Source organism: Fibrobacter sp. UWH6, assembly GCF_900142465.1.
In the GTDB taxonomy this organism is placed as follows: domain Bacteria; phylum Fibrobacterota; class Fibrobacteria; order Fibrobacterales; family Fibrobacteraceae; genus Fibrobacter.
In genome coordinates this window covers 16,584-34,246 of record NZ_FRAX01000001.1, presented here as the reverse complement: position 1 = coordinate 34,246, position 17,663 = coordinate 16,584, and the positions used below count along the sequence as shown (strand labels likewise).

Here is a 17,663-nt window from a genome sequence, read left to right as displayed (position 1 = left end):
TTGAAGAAGCACTTAGTCATTCTCGCACTGTTTATCTTCGCCATCATCGTAGTGGCCCAGATGATGTTCGGAAAGAACAGCATCAGACAGCAGCGTAGAATCAACCGCGAGATCGCCAGCTACCAGCATCAGATTGATTCGCTGCAGATGGTGATCGACAAGCGCAAAGTGCAGATTCAGCAACTGAAGACCGACTCCCTCTACAAGGAAGGGCTTCTCCGCACACGCTATGGCATGAGCCGCAAGGGTGAAGTCGTCTTCCAGCTAGTTGAATAATTTTAAGCCATCTTACTTGCGTCAGTAGAGCTGACGTGCTCCACCTTCCCGGCGAAGTAGCTGTAGGCCGCAGGCACCACAAAGAGGGTCATGAAGGTCGCAAAGGTGAGACCGCCCGCAATGGCAATACCCATTGCGATACGGCTAGGCGTGCCCGTGAGGATCAGGGGCACTGCGCCCAATACCGTAGAAAGGCTCGTCATAAGGATTGGGCGGAAGCGGCGGGTCGCCGCCTGCCTAGCCGCCTCAAGCTTTGTACATCCGGTAGCCGCCGCAATCTGATTTGCAAATTCCACAATCAGGATGCCGTTCTTGGTCACAAGGGCAATCAACAGAATCAAGGCAATCTCACTGAAGATATTCAAGGTCTGACCTGTCAGGTAGAGGCAAGCCAACGCACCGGCCAAAGCCAGGGGCACCGTAAAGAAAATCACCAGGGGAGCGCGGAAACTTTCAAACTGACCCGCCAGCACCAGGAACACCAGCGCCAGAGCCAGCAAGAACACGATATACAATCCCGAAGAACTTTCCTCGAATTCCTTGGAAGCACCGCTAAGGGTCGTGCTCACGTTGGGGTATTCCTTCAGTACATCCTTAGCGATTCTGCGCATTTCTTCAACGCCATCGCCGATGGTCATCCCGGGAACAAGCCCTGCCTGAATGGTCGCAGAACTGAATCGGTTGTAACGGGGCAACGACGGAGATGCAGAACGTTCCTTATAAGTGATGAAGTTATCCAGGCTAACGGCCTCCCCCTTGCGGTTCTTCACCGTCAACAGAGAAAGATTCTGGGGAGAACTGCGGTACTGATAACCCACGGCACCAATCACGTCGTACTGGCGGCCTTCACGATAATATTCACCATAGCTCTTTTCGCTGATAGAAAGCTGAACGGCCTGGGCTATATCATTTACGGATACCCCTTCCTCGTCAGCCTTGTCTCGCAGGATTTCAATATGTAATTCAGGCTTGGTAAATTTCAGGTTGGTGTTCACCACGCTGAATATGGGGCTCTTGCTAGCCGCTTCCATGAACTTGGGAACCAAGGTACGCAAAGTTTCGATGGACCCCGCCTGCAACACGAACTGCACCGGCAGACCACCTCGCTGGGTACTGATACTCTGAGGTTCAAACACCATCACGCGCAAGTCCGGGTATTCGTTACCCAGAATCTGGATGGCATGGGCAATTTCGCTCTGGGGGCGACGAGCCGTCTTGTCGTCATTCAAGGACAAACGAATTCTGGAGTTACCGGCATTCCAAGCGCCAGCCTGCACTTCCTTATACTCACCGCTATCCAGAATGGTCATGACCTCATCCACAAACGCATCGGCCATGCGCTTGGTACGGGTAAGGGTCACACCTTCGGGCATATTCACGTTCACCATGACAGAGCCCGAATCTTCTGTGGGAGCCATTTCAGAGCTCATGTTGTTGAAGCAGAAATAAGCCGCAAACAGGAGCCCGGCTACCACCGGGAACAACAAGAAACGCAATCTAAGGAAGCCACCCAGAAGCACGGCATAAATTTTATTCAGACCTTCAAAGAACGGTTCCGTTATCTTGTAGAACGATCCCTTCTTCTGATGACGCAAGAACTTCGAACAAAGCATGGGAGAAAGTGTCAAGGCGCAAGTGGTAGAAAGGAAGACCGTCCCGATCATCACCGCCACAAATTCGCGGAATAGAAGACCCGTGGTACCGCCCAGGGCAAGCACCGGAATGAACACAGCCATCAAGACCACAGACGTTGCAATCACGGCAAAGAAGATTTCATTTGTTCCCGCCACGGCAGCCTGCTTAGGTGTCATGCCCTTTTCAATCTTATCGTAAATGTTTTCCACAATCACGATAGCATCATCCACCACAAGGCCAATGGCAAGCACCATGGCCAGAAGCGTCAGAACGTTAATGCTAAAGCCGCAAAGGTACAGCACAAAGAAACTTCCAATCACAGCCACCGGCACCACCACCATGGGGATAATTGTCGTACGGCCTTCACGCAGGAATGCAAAGATAATGGCAATCACCAGAAGGAACGCCACAAAGATGGTCTCCACCACTTCCTTGATGGAAGCGCGGATATTAATGGAAGTGTCGCGACCATAAAGCATCTCGACACCCTCAGGCAATTCCCGGCGGAGTTCTTCCACACGCTTGTAGAATTCGTCAGCGATGTTCACATGGTTACTGCCAGGCTGAGCCACCAGAGCGCAGGTCACCGTGTTCTTGCCGTTACGTCTAAATCCCTTACGGGTATCCAGCGGTTCGTAATGGATGTTAGCAACGTCGGACACGCGAATTACAGTGCCATCGGCCGCAGTTTTTACCGCAATGTTTGCAAAAGCTTCCGGGTCAGAAATTCGGCCCAGAGTACGAATAGAAAGGGTTGTTTCGGAACCTTCGATAGAGCCTGCGGGAAGTTCCAGGTTGCCCTTGGAAAGGGCGGCACTCATTTCGCTTCCGGTAACGCCCATGGCCTGCATACGGATGGGGTCAATCCACAGACGCACTGTAGGCTGCTTTTCACCCCAGATAACCACTTCGGAAACACCGTTAATGGTCTGCAGACGTTCCTTCACATGATTGCGTGCGATTTCAGAAACGTCCATGGCGTCCAGCTTATCGCTGACCAAGCTGATCATCAAGATGGGGTCGGAATCGGAGTCGCTCTTGTTCACCGTCGGTTCGTCCACATCGTCAGGCAATTTACGGCGGACACGGCTTACGCGGTCACGGATATCGTTGGCGGCATCCTCCAGATCCATGCCCGTTTCAAACTCCACACTGATATAAGAAAAGCCATCGGAGCTGGTAGAGGTCAGGGCCTTAATACCCGGGGCACTGTTAATGGATGATTCCAGGACTTCGGTAACTTCGGCTTCCACCACGGCAGCGTTTGCGCCAGGATAAGAAGTTCTAACCTGAATAATGGGATAGTCTACGTTCGGGTATTCACGAATACCCAACTCACTCATACCGAAGGCGCCAAGCAAGATGATGACCAAGGCCATCACCGTCATTAGGACAGGTCTACGAACAGATAGATTTGCAACACTCATTTTTCTTTCGTCTCTCGTCTAATCCACTTCGTAATCGGTGTTGTTACGGATTTCTCGGATACGAACAGAACTTCCCTGACGGATGCTAATCAAGCCCGAAGTAATAACGGTATCGCCTTCATTCAGCCCAGAAATTACATCAACTGCAATGGGAGTGCGAAGGCCCGTCTCCACACGGCGCATAGAAGCCTTGCCATCCTGCACCACAAAGATATAGGCGCCATCCTTGTCCAGCGTAAGAGCTTCGGCGGGAACGGGAATTGTCTGGGTTCGGCCAGACTGCAATTCAACGCTAACCTTGGCATAACCGCCAGCAATCAATTCGCCCTTGGAATTATCCACGGTCACCATAATCTGGCGGGTACGGCTGCTTTCCGAAATCGTGGCGTCAAGGGCTGTCACCTTCCCCACTTTCTGGATGGCCCGTTCTTCGTCAATCAAGGTAATGGGATTGCCCACCTTCAAGGTAGTCGCATATCGTTGCGGCAAGGCGAACTTGGCCTTCAATTTCGTCACTTCACTTAAAGTCGCAATGGAAGTGCCCGTGGTCACCCAGGCGCCCACAGAAACATTCACAAAACCGAGTTTACCGCTAAAGGGGGCACGGACTTCAGTCTTTGCAATCTGAGCCTTTATCAATTCGACGCTGGCCTCGGCAGACTTGAGGGAGGCTTCAGCAGCTTCCATATCCGTCGTCGTCGCGGCGTTCTTTTCGACCAAACCCTTGGTACGTTCCATTTTCTGCTGAGCCAGATGCAGACTGGATTCAGCCTGCTTCAACTGTGCCTTCAATTCGGAATCATCAATCTTGGCAAGGAGCGAACCCTTCTGTACAGAAGCGCCATCCTTTGCATAAAGATTCACCAGACGACCGTTGGCGGCAGCGGACAACTCCACACGGTTCAAAGCTTCCAAGGTAGCCATTGTCTGGAAAGATCCACTGGGCTTGTGGAATTCTGCAATATAACCTTCAACGGCGAAAGTCTTGTTGCCACGACCACCAGGGCCACCGGGCCCCTTACCACCGGGCGCACCACTCTTGGCCGCAGCCTTGGAATCAGGAGCCTTGAAAGCAGGCACCTTTGCACCAGGAGCTTCATCGCTACACCCCACTAACAACAACGAAATGAACGTCGCAATTAGAATCGCAAACTTTATGGGGAATGCCTTTAAAAAATTAGAAGTACCTGCATGCATTTGTTCAATCCTATAATGTTGTTTAGGTGCTCCGCGGTCTCAAACAGCTGCCTAAATCCGCCTAAAATTTAACGTTCATCAACAAGCCGCTTCCATCTTCATAGAACTCGGGAACAAACTCAATCCGTTCCGAGAAGGCCTTAGAAGAAGTACGTCGATAAACACGGATCGTGTTCAGCATAGAAACCACACGATTCAAGACCAACGCACCAACACTAGCCTGGAAAACGATGCGGCTCACACGATAATGGCGCAAGCGACTTTTATATTCATCAATGTGTTCCGAAGTTTCGGGATTGTCGGAGCTACCCCAGTCCCACTGGATTTCAGCCGACAGGTCTTCATCGATTTTCTTGCCAGCACGAATCATGGCCTGATTGTAATCTTCATCCATATCAGGTGAAGAGTTCTGACCGTCAACACCGCCACGGCTACGATAATCGCCCACGGTATTCAGCATATCGACGTTCTTGCTGGAAGTATTAAGCCCTGCGTGACGAACCGCATATCCGTGAGCGGATGTCACATAGCGTTCACCAATAAAATAGGATCCAATGGCAGTCACCCACAGGGCAACGTCGGTCCACACGAAAGGCCGCACAAATTCCTGCTCGCCCAGGTACAGTTCGCCCATACCCGGAAGGAGTGCCGAAGCACCCATGGCTTTCCACCAGCTCTTGTCGCTATTCTTAGAAACATTGTCATCAACAGAGATGACCACCTGCGAAAAAGCGACCGCGGCGGCAAGAAGTAGAACTTGAAGGACCTTTCCAAAAGTCTTCATTAGAATCCCCAGCTAGCCATTACATTTACGCCAACAGATTCACCAAGAACTACACCACCGTCAAAGTGGAGACGGTCATACCAGGAAAGATCTTCCTGATACAGAGCCTTGTTATGAGCGTGGGCCGTAAAGGCTGCATCAACGGCAGACACAATGTGGTTCAGGATGATGCCGCCAAAGAACCAGGCCTGCATATCGGCATAGTCGTTAGCCTTGTTGCGCATGCTGCGGTAGGTGTCCTGATTGGAGGATGTACCTAGGGCCACAACTTCGGAACCGTTAGTTTCAAGATCAAGGCTTGCAGCAACAGCTTCATCCTTCACGTCGTCCCAGCCCAGCACGTAAGAGCCATCGGACACATGCTGGTACACAGCAGATTCATCGTAGAAGCCGTTCTTCTTGCGATCATCACCCAGCGACTTAGGATTATTGACAAAACGATTTCTATAGTCAGTATCCTTGTAGTAGACGTAAGAATCGTTGTAGCAACCTTCCCTATTCGCATCACCAAAAATGGCTTCGCAGAAGGACTCACGAGAACCGAGGTAACGGGAACGGAATTCAGCCCCATTCTCAGAAACATCCTTATACAGTTTACGCATCTTCGTTTCGTAGGTACCAATGGAGAAATGGTCGTTGGCAAAGTTCTTGTATCTGTTTACCTGTCGATCATACTTGTACACGGAATAGTAATACCAGCTACCCCAGAGAGCGGCTTCGAGAGCTAGATAAACACCACCGCGGACCTTGGTAAAGGTGGATCCGCCCACATACAGCTGACCGGCGCCCGGCACCACCAGAGACATGAACATGGCCTTGCGGGGGCTCTTGTACTTACCCTTCATATCGTCGAGGCCATTCACCTTGGAAACCTTGACGGGGCCAAGAATGTCGCGACGGCTCATGGAGCTGGAAGAGGGAATTGCTGTAGAACTGGCGCTGGCTGCCTGAATAGAATCGTTATAAGCCTGGATGCTATCGTTCCTAGCCTTTTCGACAGCGGCAATGCTATCGGCAGTCATTTGAGCAAGAGCGATAGAATCGCTGATATACTGCAGGGAATCACTGATGCGCTGCATTTCGCGGGCGTAAAGTTCGTTGCGGTCTACACCTTCGTAGGGGTCCTGCGAGGCAGCGGAGGAATCGGACGCAGCCCTAGCCTTTTCAGCTTCGGCAGCGGCACCTTCTGCCGTTGAGCGCATGATGTTAGCCGCCTTTTCTGCAGCAGCTCTTTTTGCAGCCTGTTCAGCAGCCAATTCTTCTTCGGTCTTTACGGGAGCGGCTGCAGCAGCCTGGGCAGCAGCGGCGCTATCAGCGGCGGCCTTCTCTGCAGCCTTCTCGGCGGCGGCCTTTTCTTCGGCAGCTTTCTTATCCGCCTCGGCCTTCTTGGCAGCCTCTACAGAATCAGCGGCGGCCTTATCGGCCACAGCGGCTTCTTCCTCAAATTCAGCAAATAAATCACGGGGCTGTGCAAAAGATTGAACAGCCAACAAACTGGCCGCACAGGCCATAACCTTAACAAAAGACATCAACGAAATCTTGCGCATGCCCCAAAAATAGAAAACTCACCCACCATAAACCAAACCTCAGGCGGCCGCAACGGCCTATAAATACGTTTTTCCGCAAAAATTCAGAAAAAAGGCAGTGGAAAAGCCGAAAACAGCCGCCCCGCCACCGCCTTTTCGTTAGTTTGCCTACAATAAAACACCTTTTTAGGGGGAGAGTGTTCATAACAAATCGCAAAATCAGGCTTTTACGGAGGCCAAAAGCCAAAAAAGTACTTCCAAAACCGTCTAATTTTCATACAACATAATAAAAAGGCGGTGTAAAACCCTCTTTTTCAAATATTTCCACCGCCTTTTCCAACCAACTATTTTCCAACAAAAAAAACGCCCCCCCCCGATTAGGAGGGGAGCGGTCCAAAAGATCTAGTCTTTAGGGATTGGCTTAAGCCTGTGGACACTTCGCGTCCGGCAGCTAATTAAGCCTGTTCCTTAACGACCCAAACCTTAACCTGAGCTTCGACGTCACCGAAGACCTTGATGGTCACGGTGTAGACACCCAGCTGCTTGATGGGTTCAGCCAGTTCGACCTGAGCACGGGTCACCTTGACACCCTGCTTGGTGATTGCGTCAGCGATGTCAGATGCGGATACAGAACCGTACAGACGTTCGCCTTCAACAACGCGGCGTTCCATGTTCACAGAAATCTGAGAGAGCTTTGCAGCTACGTCGCCTGCAGCAGCCAATTCCTTCTGGAATGCAGCTTCAACAGCAGCGCGGTTGTTTTCGATTTCAGCGATAGCTTCCTTGGTAGCGCGAACAGCGAGCTTGCGGGGGAAGAGGTAGTTATTTGCATAACCATTCTTAACCTTCACAACGTCGAGCATCTTACCGAGGTGAGGTACGTTAGCCTTAAGAATAATTTCCATAGTCTAGTTCCTCCTTATTAGCGCATGCTGTCAGAGACAAACGGAAGGATAGCCATCTGACGAGCACGCTTGATAGCTTCGTTCAGCATACGCTGATACTTAGCAGAGGTGCCAGAAATACGGCGAGGAATAATCTTACCGCGTTCAGAGATGAAGCGACGGAGAGTCTTTTCATCCTTGTAGTCAATGAACTGAACGTTGTTTTCGGTGAACCAGCAAGTCTTCTTGCGACGAATACGGGTTGCCTGCTTCTTATCTTCAAAAGCCATTATTCAGCCTCCCCTTCTTCTGCGTCAACCGGAACGATTTCTTCGGTAGACTGAGCCATGTCTGCATTGTAAACGATTTCGGACATCGGATAATCAGCGAGGGTCATCCAACGGAGAACGTTTTCATTGAGCTTGAGAGCAGCTTCCATAGCGGCAACAGTTGCAACTTCTGCCTTGTAGTAGAAGATAACATAGAAGCCGTGCTGGCGCTTGTTGATAGAATAAGCGAGCTTACGCTTGCCCCAATCATCGCGACGAACAATTTCGCCACCCTTAGTGATTGCAGCGGCGATGGTCTCGATTTCAGCCTTGATGGCGTCGTCGGAGATCATAGCGTCGATGATCACCATAGTTTCATACTGTCTCATAATGAGATCCCTTTGGTCTTTCGCCCAGGTTACCAACATTGGCCCCGGGAGGGTTCCGATAAAAATCGGTGGCTCAAATATAGAAAATCAAACCGTTTTGTCAAACTGGAAGGGGCAGTCCAAGGGTTAAATGCCCAACTGGATGCCCACAAGACCGTAATTCGCCCAATCCTTTACACCATTATTGAAGTATCGCTGGGCGCCAAATTCCACCATAATCCAGGTAGAAAGCAGATTTTTCTTGGCCCAACCCCAAACTTCGCGCAAATTGAAGGCCACACCGGGCACCAAGGAGAGTTCCATAACCTTCGAGAAATTGTATTCGAAAAGAACACTTCCAGTCACACCCCAGAGGCGAGTCAGATTCAAACCAAAACCAGCACCCACGCCCACAGAAAAACCATCCAGCGACAGCATCCGTTCACAAGCTTCCTTGTCTTTCACAAAGGTCGTGTCTTCAACGAGAATTGTATCCGTGGTAACGCCAACAACCCAATCCGGCATATCATCGGTAAAATCGCCAACGACCTCCGTAGAATACTTTCCGCGGCTATTGATCTGGTCACGCAATTCAGAAATGCTTGTATTTTCAAAGGCCAACACCGATTCCAGGTAAATATCCAATTTCTGCCAGGCCTTATGGAACCTGAGGTTCGTACGGTAGCGCTGGTACATGACCATCACATCGCTATCCAGGTCGCCCCCAAAGAAACGGACATCGATACCGCCACTAATCCAATCGGCATAAAAGTATTCCAGCTGCCCTTGCCAAATACCCATGCAATCACAATCTTCCGTAGGATTGTAAATTCCACCACCAAGACCAATAGACAGGCCCTTGCCAGTATAGGCAGTCTGACGTGGAAGAGGAACATTTTTCATATTGCGGGCGGCAACCGCAGCGGAATCCAGACAATCTTCAGAGTCCTCTTCGGAGCAATCTTCCGATTCTTCACAATCTTCGCCCTCGCAGTCATCGTCATCATCTTCGCAGTCATCGCCTTCGCAAGATTCTGCACCTTCCGCTTCAGCCGCCATGACCGAATCCGCATTAAACGATCCCGTGGCAGCTCCCATCAGCACCATTCCCAAGGGACTTATCGAGCCATCTGCAGTCACCCCAAAAGAACCATTTGCGGATACTGCAAACGCATTCAGTACTAAAAAAAGGATGACGGACAGGACTGATTTCATATCGTGGATAATTATAATAAAAAGTATAACACAAAAGCCCTCGGCGTATTGCCGGGGGCTGTTGTAAAAATGCTTCTAAGGACTACTGTGAGCCGGAGTCGCCGACTAGTAAGTACCCAGCAAGGAGCGGACCTTGTCCATCATAGCCTTGGACTTGACGCGGGCCTTATACGACTCCGCAATTGGCCTTCGTCCCATAAGAACCTATGACGCCAATTGCTTCGCGCTCCCACGGCTTGTTAATACAAGCCGTTCCCGCTTGACTAATACGTTCCGAGAAGGCCTCGCACGCGATCCATCATAACTTTAGACTTCGCCCTGGCCTTTTCCTTACCGTAGGCGAGAATCTTGTCGATTTCTTCGGTGTGGGCCAGAAGGTCGAAGTACTTTTCGCGAGCGGCGCCCAGATGTTCTTCGAGGACGTTCTGCAGTTCCTGCTTGGCGTGGCCCCAGCCCAGGCCACCTGCGCGGTAGCGGGCAGCCAGCGCGTCGCACTGTTCCGGAGTTGCGAAAAGCTTGTACAGCTTGAACACGTTGCAGGTATCCGGATCCTTGGGTTCTTCAATACCCTGGGAGTTGGTCACGATCTTGCCCAGGCGCTTCTTGAGAGCCTTGGAATCCAGGAAGATGTCGATGTAGTTGTCGTAGGACTTACTCATCTTACGGCCATCCAGACCCGGGATCACGCCGGTGGATTCCTGGAAAACCGGTTCAGGAACAGTGAACACATCCTGGCCAAAGTGCTTGTTGAACTTGATGGCGATATCGCGGGCAAATTCTACATGCTGCTTCTGGTCCTTGCCAACGGGAACGATGTCTGCATTGAACATCAAAATGTCGGCATCCATGAGGCAGGGGTAGCAGTAAAGACCCATGTTCACGTTTGCGTCAACATCTTCGCCGGCGGCTTCATTCTTTGCCACCTTGTCCTTATAGGCGTGGGCGCGGTTCATGAAGCCCTTGGGGGTAAAGCAGCTGAGAGCCCAGCTGAGTTCAAAGATTTCGGGAATGTCACTCTGCTTATAGAACAAAGTCTCTTCCGGGTTCAGGCCAAGAGCCAGCCAAGTGGCGGCCACCTTGTAGATGTTGTCGCGCATTTCGGCGCCGTTCTGCACGGTGGTCAGAGCGTGATAGTCCGCAATGAAGTAGACTGCATCGTAAGTCTTAGTAAGTTCGAGAGCCGGGCGGATTGCGCCCACATAGTTGCCGAGGTGCGGAGTGCCAGTCGGCTTGATACCGGTAAGAGAAATCTTTTTCATAGGCGCAAATTTAGAAACATTTTCGTAATGACAAATACATTTATTACATTTTCTACCCAAATGATGCAAGACGAAAAGTACATATTGGTGGATAGCGAGGAGACACTAGCCAACCTTCTATTGGACCTGGAGAATTATGACATGGCCGCGGTGGACACCGAGGCTGACTCCATGTATCACTACACAGCACGCCTTTGCCTTATTCAAATCACCATTGGCGACCACCATTATATCGTAGACCCCCTCTGCGGCCTGGATCTGGCCCCCCTGTTCAAGGCACGCGCCATGCAGACCCTGATTTTCCATGGGGCCGACTACGACCTGCGACTGCTCTGGCAGACTTACCAGTTTAGCCCCACCCACATCTTCGACACCATGCTTGCCGCAAAGATCCTGGGCGAACCCCATTTAGGCCTGGCCGACCTGGTCCGCGAATATTTTGGCGACGAACTGAAAAAAGAAAACCAGCGTGCCGACTGGACCACTCGTCCCCTGCCCCTGGAAATGTGCGAATACGCCATCCACGACACCTTTTACCTTCATGAACTTTGCGCCATCCTGGTAGAAAAACTGCAGGCCGCCGGACGCATGAGCTGGCTCACCGAACAGTGTGACGCCCTTATCGAGCATTCCCGTAATCCGGCCCCGCCCAAAAAGGATCCCTGGCGCATTACCGGCAGCAGCGTCTTTAGCCCCTGCGCCCTGAACATCCTGAAGTACCTTTGGGAATGGCGCGAAAAACAGGCCGAAGAAATGGACCGCCCTCCCTACAAGGTGATGCCCGGCGACCTGATGCTAGCCATCGTACGCCACGCCGTCGACACCTACCCCCAGGTACTGCTGGACCACCTGCCCCGCCTCCCCCGCAACTTCAGGGACGAACGCCTGGATTCCTTCGTCAACATGATGGAAACCGCCATGGCCACCCCCGAAAGCGACTGGCCCGAACGCCTCCCCAAGGCACCGCCCCCGCCCGTAGTCCCCAATTCCGACCTGCTCTCGGTACTCAAGACCTGGCGCGACGAAAAGGCAGCCACCCTGAACCTGGACCCCTCCATGCTGGGCAACAGGGCGCAACTCATCTGGCTGGCCGCCCCCGGAACCATGCCCTGGGAAGAACGTTACGAAGAAGCCCACCTCATGAACTGGCAGAAGAAAATCTGGAACGAGATCCTCCAGGAAAACCTTCCCAAGGCCAAGCGCGTAGGCGATCCCGACTAACTCAACAGCGGGCACAGCGCCTGCAAAAAAATTATGGAAGCAGCACTCCTCATACTCCTCTTCATCGTGGTCCTGGGCGCCCGCGGGTTCTTTGACCCGGCCAAAAGAAAGCGCCCCGGCGAAGAGCTGATCAACAACCCCTGGGAAGAAATCCACGCCATACCTGGCTACAAGGAATCCCGTAAAGTTGCAGCCTTCTACCCCCTGAAAGGTGAACCCAACATCACTCCCGTCCTGGAACAGCTGGTCCGCGAAAACCGTCTGCTCCTGCCCCGAGTGACCGGCGAGACCACCATGGAGTTCTACCCCATCGACAATCTGAAAAAGGACCTGGCCCCCGGACGTTTCGGCATCATGGAACCCCGAGCAGACATTCCGCCTTACACCGGCCCCTTCACCGTATTCCTGGTCCCCGGCACAAAGTTTAACGTAACAGGCCAGCGCCAAGGACACGGCAAGGGCTACTACGACCGCTTTTTAGCAAAACACCCCGACGCCTACAAGGCAGGCATCGCCACCCCGAAACAAATCCAGGTGGAGCCTCTGGAACAAAAGGAAACCGACATCCGTATGAACCAGGTAATTGTGTGCAGAGCGAAAGAATAATGGGTTCGCAAAAAGGGAACGCATACTTTTAAACAAGAAGAAAGGAAACAACCATGGCATTTGATAGAGACAACAAAAATTTTGGTGACCGCCGTGAATTCAACGATCGTCGCGAAACAAGCGAACGCCGAGGCTTCGGCCGCGCTCCCCGTCAGAACTACCGCGTCCGCGAAGACAACGAGTTCCGCCCCGCACGCCCCCAGGGCGATGGCCCCCGCGACTTTACTCAAGGTTTCCGCAACAATGACCGTCGCGACTTCAATGACCGCCGCGATTTTAAGCCCCGCTTTGAAGAACGTCCCCAGGACACAGCCCGCGCCTATGAAGACGGCGTGATCCCCGCAGTAGGCGACGCCGACGCCGCCCCCCAGGTCGCCGTAGGTGGCGTCAAGGAAGTCACCGAACTCCTGACCAAGAGCCCCATGCAGGTTCACCGCGTGCTCTTTATGCACAAGTCCGGCAACCCCAAGCTCTATGAACTGCAGAAGCTGGCCAAGCGCGTACACGTACACGTACAGCAGGTGGACTCCAAGATCCTGAACAGCTACGCCACCCCCAACCACGGCGTGGTCGCCCTCATGAACGAAAAGGAACTGCTGGTCTGGGAAGACGTCCGTGAGGAATTCTTCAAGGCCATCGATAACGGCGAACGCAAGCTCATCGCTGTGGCAACCAACATCGAAGACCCCCGCAACCTGGGCGCTTGCATCCGTAGCTCCCTCGCCTTGGGCGTCGACATTTTGCTGCTCCCCGCCAAGGGCATGTGCGGCATTACTCCCAGTGTAGCCCGCACCTCCGCAGGCGCTCTTGAAAAAATGCGCATCTGCCGCCCCAACAACCTGGAAGCTGCCGTTGGCGAACTGAAGCAGGCCGGTTACCAGATTCTCGGTCTGGATGCCGACACCGAAACCAACCTGGCTGACTTCCAGTTCAGCGATCAGGCCGTTATTGCAGTCGGTGGCGAAGACGTGGGCCTCCCGCCCTTCATCAAGAAGCAGTGCGACTCCATCCTTCGCATCCCCATGATGCCCGAAGCCCATTCCTACAACGCCTCCGTGGCACTGTCCCTAGGATTGTACGAGTACGCCCGTCTGCGAATTAAATAAAAGGCTACAGGTGTTACTAACCAAGCCGCTTAAAAAGGGAATTTTGGTTAGTAAAAAACGCCTAATTTAATACAAATTAACAAGTAATATACTAACCAATCAAGCTCCATTAGCCAAATTGGTTAGTAATTCGACTGTAAAACGGGATTTTTGAGGCAAATATTACTAACCAAATTCCACAAACAGGATTATTTGGTTAGTAGCGCCCCCAAAAAATGCGGATTACAGTCAAAAGCAAAGGCGTCCACGAAAGGACGCCTTTTTCAGCTACTTCAAAGTCATGCGGCCAATACGTTGTAAGTTACCACTCTGAACGCGAACGATGTAAGTTCCACTTGCAAGCCCCTCCAGGTTCTGCGAGCCCCGAACATCATTAGCGGAAAATACCGGACGTCCCTGCAAATCCATCACGTCCACACGAGCAGACGCTACACCTACAAGATTCAAGGTGCGGCCACTCATCACGACCTTCAATTCGCCCCTAGCAGAAACACCACGGATCGCAGCCGGACGTTCGGAACCATCAGGGCAGCCCACGGCCTCGATCTTCGCAATGTACATGGCGGAAGTGTTGCTGCTGTTGAAAGTCAACTGCGTGGGCCTAACGGCGGCATCACCGGCCATAGCATCGCGAACAGCCTGCAGGTCCACCGTCATACCACTCCAGACCTTGGCGCTCAAGGGCCGTCCATTCTGCAAAGTCATCTTCGGGTCGTTGACTCCAATATTCACGTAAGCAGTACTACCCGTAGGCCCATAGGCGGTAAATACAAGAGCCTCACACTTCGACAGGAAATTGGAGTCCACCACATCCTGAGGCAACGTGTAAATCGCATGCTGGTAGCCGCAATAATCCGCATTCTGGTCGCAACCCGCCAACGGAACATTCATGTAGCCCGTCTTGCCAGCCAGCGGTTCTGATTCAAACTTTCCATTGCCATTCTTAACATCGCCAGACCACTCTCCACGAGATTCAGCACCGGCCTGGCTGTAATCCACAATCACGTAGGAACCGTTTCCAAAAGGCGAAGCATCCTCCCAAACCAAGGGGACAATATCCTTAACCTTAGAAACCTTGTCTGCACTATGAGCCTTCAAACTAGCAACCAAACTATCGTAAGCAGGCTTCTTTGCAAAACTGGAATCGAAAACCAGACCATTATACTTATACAAATCAGCAAGCCAACTATACTTATCAGAAAATCCCCAGATAACAAAAGCCTCCATGTTGGGAGCCTCCAGGAACACATCCATGAACTGACGGTACAAACTTCCCTGGGCCTCAAAATCCGCCTTGGCAACATCCTTCTTATCGAAGCCAATATCCAATTCCGTAATCTGCAAAGTCAAGCCCTCCGCTTCAAGAGCCTGAGCCAAGGCCTTTACGTTAGGAGGCGTCGTCACATGGTAATCAGAAATATGAGTCTGTGTCCCAAGACCCGTAATGTAAATGCCCGCAGCCTTCAGGCGCTTTGCCACGGAATCCACAGCGAACTTACCCTTCGCCCCTGCAGCCAACCCCCACTCCAGGGAATAATCGTTATAATAAAGCTTTGCGTCCGGGTCCGCCTTATGGGCCCACACAAAGGCAGAGTCAATAAACTCGCGACCAATATATTTGTACCAAACAGAAGTCGCGCCATCACGCCAAGCAGCAGGAGTACCATCAGCAATGGCTTCGTTCACCACGTCCCACTCGCGGACCTTGCCCTTGTAATGTCCCACCACATTTTCGATATGGTTCTTCAGCACGGCAAGCAAAGTGTCCTTGGCAGATCCACCCGCAGTAGCCACACTCGCAGCCAGATCAGGCACCCACTGAGGAACCTGACTATGCCAGGCCAGCGCATGACCACGAACCTGCATGCCATTCTTTGCGGCGTACGCCATCAGCTTGTCGCCGTTCTTGAAGTTAAAGGAATTACGAGACGGTTCCGTGGCGTCAAACTTCATTTCGTTTTCGGCAACCACGATATTGAACTGCGACTTATGAGTATTCTCATAAACCTCGGCATCGTCCCCAAGACCATAGCTAAACCAATTGGAATTCAGAATAGAACCCACCATGCGGCCACGAGCCTCCGCCAACTGACGAAGAGTACTATCCGCTTCCGCAGCCACCGCGCAGGACACTCCTGCCACAAAAAGAAAAATGCCAAATTTCATATCTAATCCTAAAACCAAGTGTAGACCCATTTACACGCGTCTACACAAAAACATAATAATTTTTTATTTTATCCGCACCATGTTAAAAAATACATTCCTTTTTATTTTTGCAATTCTTGTTTCTGGCATTTTCGCCGAAGATCTTACTTCATCTTTTGTCCCAAGGGAACATCGCGGTTTCTACAATAGCGTAGGCTTTGGCATTGGCTACAACAAAATCAGCGCCAAAAGTACATGGGAAGATCTGGACAACACCAGAATTGATAAAAAAGATATCGAATCATTTGATTTTTGGGGAATCACAACCCCTTCATTCGACTTTAAGTTCGGTACAGCCATTGCAAACCTGATTGCCTTTCATACAACATTCAATTTCGCGATCTATTCAGGCGTTATGGACTACGAAGAGGTTAACTACGATAGAGAGATCGCCCAAAACGAGAACGGCAATCCGCTCTATGACAAACAAGGGGATAAGGTTTACGCGGAAGATTGGAGAGCTTACGATTCCGAAGGATTTTCGGGCGATGCAGTAAATTTAAGAACCTTCGTTGGCTTCGGCACGACAATCTACCCGTTCCGAAATCCAAATTCAGCCATGAACGGTTTCTTTATCGGCGGATCTTTTGGTTACGTTATTTATGCATGTTTTGTAGCGGACGACTACTCCGCAGGAAACATCGCCTCCTTTGGAAGAAGCTTTATCGCAGAAATTGGCAAGGAATGGTGGGTAAGCAACCACTTGTCCATAGGTATTGGATTTTCATACAACCATTCTTCAACAAATTTTGATGAAGCTAAAGGTACAGAAACAGTGTACACCCTTTCGTTCCGCTTGACAAGAGGCTAAGAGACGAATATGAAAAATTTTCATAGTCACTTCGTCCAGATGGTTCTTGCCGGAATGCTTGCAGCGACCACAGTCTTTGCACAGGAATCCGAAGAAAATCCCGCAGAAACAGTCGAAGAAACCGTTACCCCCCAAAAGCCGGTAAAACTTTATCGACCGCCAAGGGAGCATCGTGGATTCTACTTTAACGCAAGCCTTGGCGCAACCTATGTAGGTTTTAATTACAAGCAATCCGATTACCAATACAAACATCATTATGACTATAACAACAACGACGATTCATATTCGTACGAAAGAGTAGTAGAGGAAGTTTATGAATTCAACGATTTCGCCATACCGACTCTCGGCTTGAGATTCGGTAGATCCTTTGGGAACCTCGTGGCGCTGTTCTTTGAACTAGACTTTGCCATGCTGATAGGCGAAGGCAAGTATAGTGAAACTTCTTACGAACATAACTTCGATAATCAATATTCGGTCTTAGGATCTTCGCCACAAAACCTTAAAGAAAAAAACAGCAAGGATGACGATGCCTATGGCTTTTATAGTTTTGTAGGAGTAGGATTTACATTCTACCCCTTTAGAAATCCCCATTCCGTAATGAACGGCGCCTTCTTTAGCATCGCAAATGGGTTTGCATTCTTCGGTGAAGACATAAACCACAACAAAGAGAACCTCCATCAAACATTCGAAATGCTCGACTACGAAATGCAAGTAGAAATCGGCAAGGACTGGTGGATCTCTGACACATGGTCCGTCGGATTGAGCATCGGCTATTTGTATACGTTTGGCGCCAGTGATGATAGTGAAAACACCTTTGACTCGAACGTAATCAGCTTCATGTTCAGGGTAACCAGAGGCTAACACCAATTTAACG

Annotated in this window: 16 protein-coding genes; 6 read left to right on the top strand and 10 right to left on the bottom strand. The window is 51.1% G+C overall.

All coding sequences use genetic code 11. From position 1 onward, the window contains the following. Complete coding sequence (locus BUB73_RS00165) at window positions 1-276, top strand: FtsB family cell division protein (protein WP_073156709.1); 276 nt, start codon at window positions 1-3, stop codon at window positions 274-276. A gap of 2 nt (window positions 277-278) precedes the next feature. Here the strand turns inward: BUB73_RS00165 and BUB73_RS00160 are convergent, their stop codons facing one another. The 9 genes from BUB73_RS00160 to trpS all read right to left on the bottom strand — a co-directional run bounded on the left by BUB73_RS00160 (window position 279) and on the right by trpS (window position 10,840). Next, a complete protein-coding gene (locus tag BUB73_RS00160) occupies window positions 279-3,338 on the bottom strand; it encodes an efflux RND transporter permease subunit (RefSeq protein ID WP_073155647.1) in 3,060 nt (1,019 codons plus the stop codon). A gap of 18 nt (window positions 3,339-3,356) precedes the next feature. Continuing rightward, window positions 3,357-4,535 carry an efflux RND transporter periplasmic adaptor subunit gene (locus BUB73_RS00155; protein ID WP_073155644.1) on the bottom strand — a complete coding sequence of 393 codons (1,179 nt, stop codon included), beginning with the start codon at window positions 4,533-4,535 and terminating at the stop codon, window positions 3,357-3,359. A gap of 61 nt (window positions 4,536-4,596) precedes the next feature. Then, the gene (locus tag BUB73_RS00150; RefSeq protein WP_073155641.1) at window positions 4,597-5,319 is read right to left on the bottom strand and encodes a hypothetical protein; all 723 of its coding nucleotides are present in this window, start codon (window positions 5,317-5,319) and stop codon (window positions 4,597-4,599) included. Further along, window positions 5,319-6,848 carry a hypothetical protein gene (locus tag BUB73_RS00145; RefSeq protein WP_088658793.1) on the bottom strand — a complete coding sequence of 510 codons (1,530 nt, stop codon included), beginning with the start codon at window positions 6,846-6,848 and terminating at the stop codon, window positions 5,319-5,321. Before BUB73_RS00145 ends, BUB73_RS00150 begins: the two co-directional genes overlap by 1 nt. Before the next feature lie 452 nt (window positions 6,849-7,300). Further along, a complete protein-coding gene (gene rplI, locus BUB73_RS00140) occupies window positions 7,301-7,750 on the bottom strand; it encodes a 50S ribosomal protein L9 (protein WP_073155635.1) in 450 nt (149 codons plus the stop codon). A gap of 17 nt (window positions 7,751-7,767) precedes the next feature. Continuing rightward, complete coding sequence (gene rpsR, locus BUB73_RS00135) at window positions 7,768-8,019, bottom strand: 30S ribosomal protein S18 (protein WP_073155632.1); 252 nt, start codon at window positions 8,017-8,019, stop codon at window positions 7,768-7,770. Continuing rightward, on the bottom strand, window positions 8,019-8,387 hold the full coding sequence (rpsF, locus tag BUB73_RS00130) for a 30S ribosomal protein S6 (RefSeq protein WP_073155629.1): 369 nt from the start codon (window positions 8,385-8,387) through the stop codon (window positions 8,019-8,021). The genes rpsR and rpsF overlap by 1 nt, the downstream gene beginning before the upstream one ends. A 126-nt stretch (window positions 8,388-8,513) precedes the next feature. Further along, window positions 8,514-9,581, bottom strand: coding sequence for a hypothetical protein (locus BUB73_RS00125; RefSeq protein WP_139258140.1), 1,068 nt, complete (start codon window positions 9,579-9,581; stop codon window positions 8,514-8,516). Between the two features lie 263 nt (window positions 9,582-9,844). Next, the gene (gene trpS, locus BUB73_RS00115) at window positions 9,845-10,840 is read right to left on the bottom strand and encodes a tryptophan--tRNA ligase (RefSeq protein ID WP_073282755.1); all 996 of its coding nucleotides are present in this window, start codon (window positions 10,838-10,840) and stop codon (window positions 9,845-9,847) included. 27 nt (window positions 10,841-10,867) lie between these two features. On the opposite strand from trpS, the gene BUB73_RS00110 reads away from it, so the two are divergent. Genes BUB73_RS00110 through BUB73_RS00100 form a run of 3 tightly spaced genes read left to right on the top strand, consistent with a single transcriptional unit; the run spans window position 10,868 to window position 13,773 of the window. Further along, window positions 10,868-12,061, top strand: a complete 1,194-nt coding sequence (locus BUB73_RS00110; RefSeq protein WP_254794839.1) for a ribonuclease D — start codon at window positions 10,868-10,870, stop codon at window positions 12,059-12,061. A 33-nt stretch (window positions 12,062-12,094) separates the two neighbouring features. Further along, on the top strand, window positions 12,095-12,667 hold the full coding sequence (locus BUB73_RS00105; RefSeq protein ID WP_073282752.1) for a 5-formyltetrahydrofolate cyclo-ligase: 573 nt from the start codon (window positions 12,095-12,097) through the stop codon (window positions 12,665-12,667). 53 nt (window positions 12,668-12,720) lie between these two features. Beyond that, a complete protein-coding gene (locus BUB73_RS00100) occupies window positions 12,721-13,773 on the top strand; it encodes a TrmH family RNA methyltransferase (protein ID WP_083539582.1) in 1,053 nt (350 codons plus the stop codon). Window positions 13,774-14,040: 267 nt separating this feature from the next. Here the strand turns inward: BUB73_RS00100 and BUB73_RS00095 are convergent, their stop codons facing one another. Further along, the gene (locus tag BUB73_RS00095; protein ID WP_073282749.1) at window positions 14,041-15,939 is read right to left on the bottom strand and encodes an endo-1,4-beta-xylanase; all 1,899 of its coding nucleotides are present in this window, start codon (window positions 15,937-15,939) and stop codon (window positions 14,041-14,043) included. A gap of 79 nt (window positions 15,940-16,018) precedes the next feature. Here BUB73_RS00095 and BUB73_RS00090 point away from each other — a divergent pair, with 79 nt between their 5' ends. Together BUB73_RS00090 and BUB73_RS00085 are read left to right on the top strand one after the other, a co-directional pair. Continuing rightward, window positions 16,019-16,789: a hypothetical protein gene (locus tag BUB73_RS00090; protein WP_073282746.1), complete on the top strand. Its 771-nt coding sequence runs from the start codon at window positions 16,019-16,021 to the stop codon at window positions 16,787-16,789. A gap of 9 nt (window positions 16,790-16,798) precedes the next feature. Continuing rightward, window positions 16,799-17,650, top strand: a complete 852-nt coding sequence (locus tag BUB73_RS00085) for a hypothetical protein (protein WP_073282744.1) — start codon at window positions 16,799-16,801, stop codon at window positions 17,648-17,650. The last annotated feature ends 13 nt before the right edge of the window (window positions 17,651-17,663 follow it).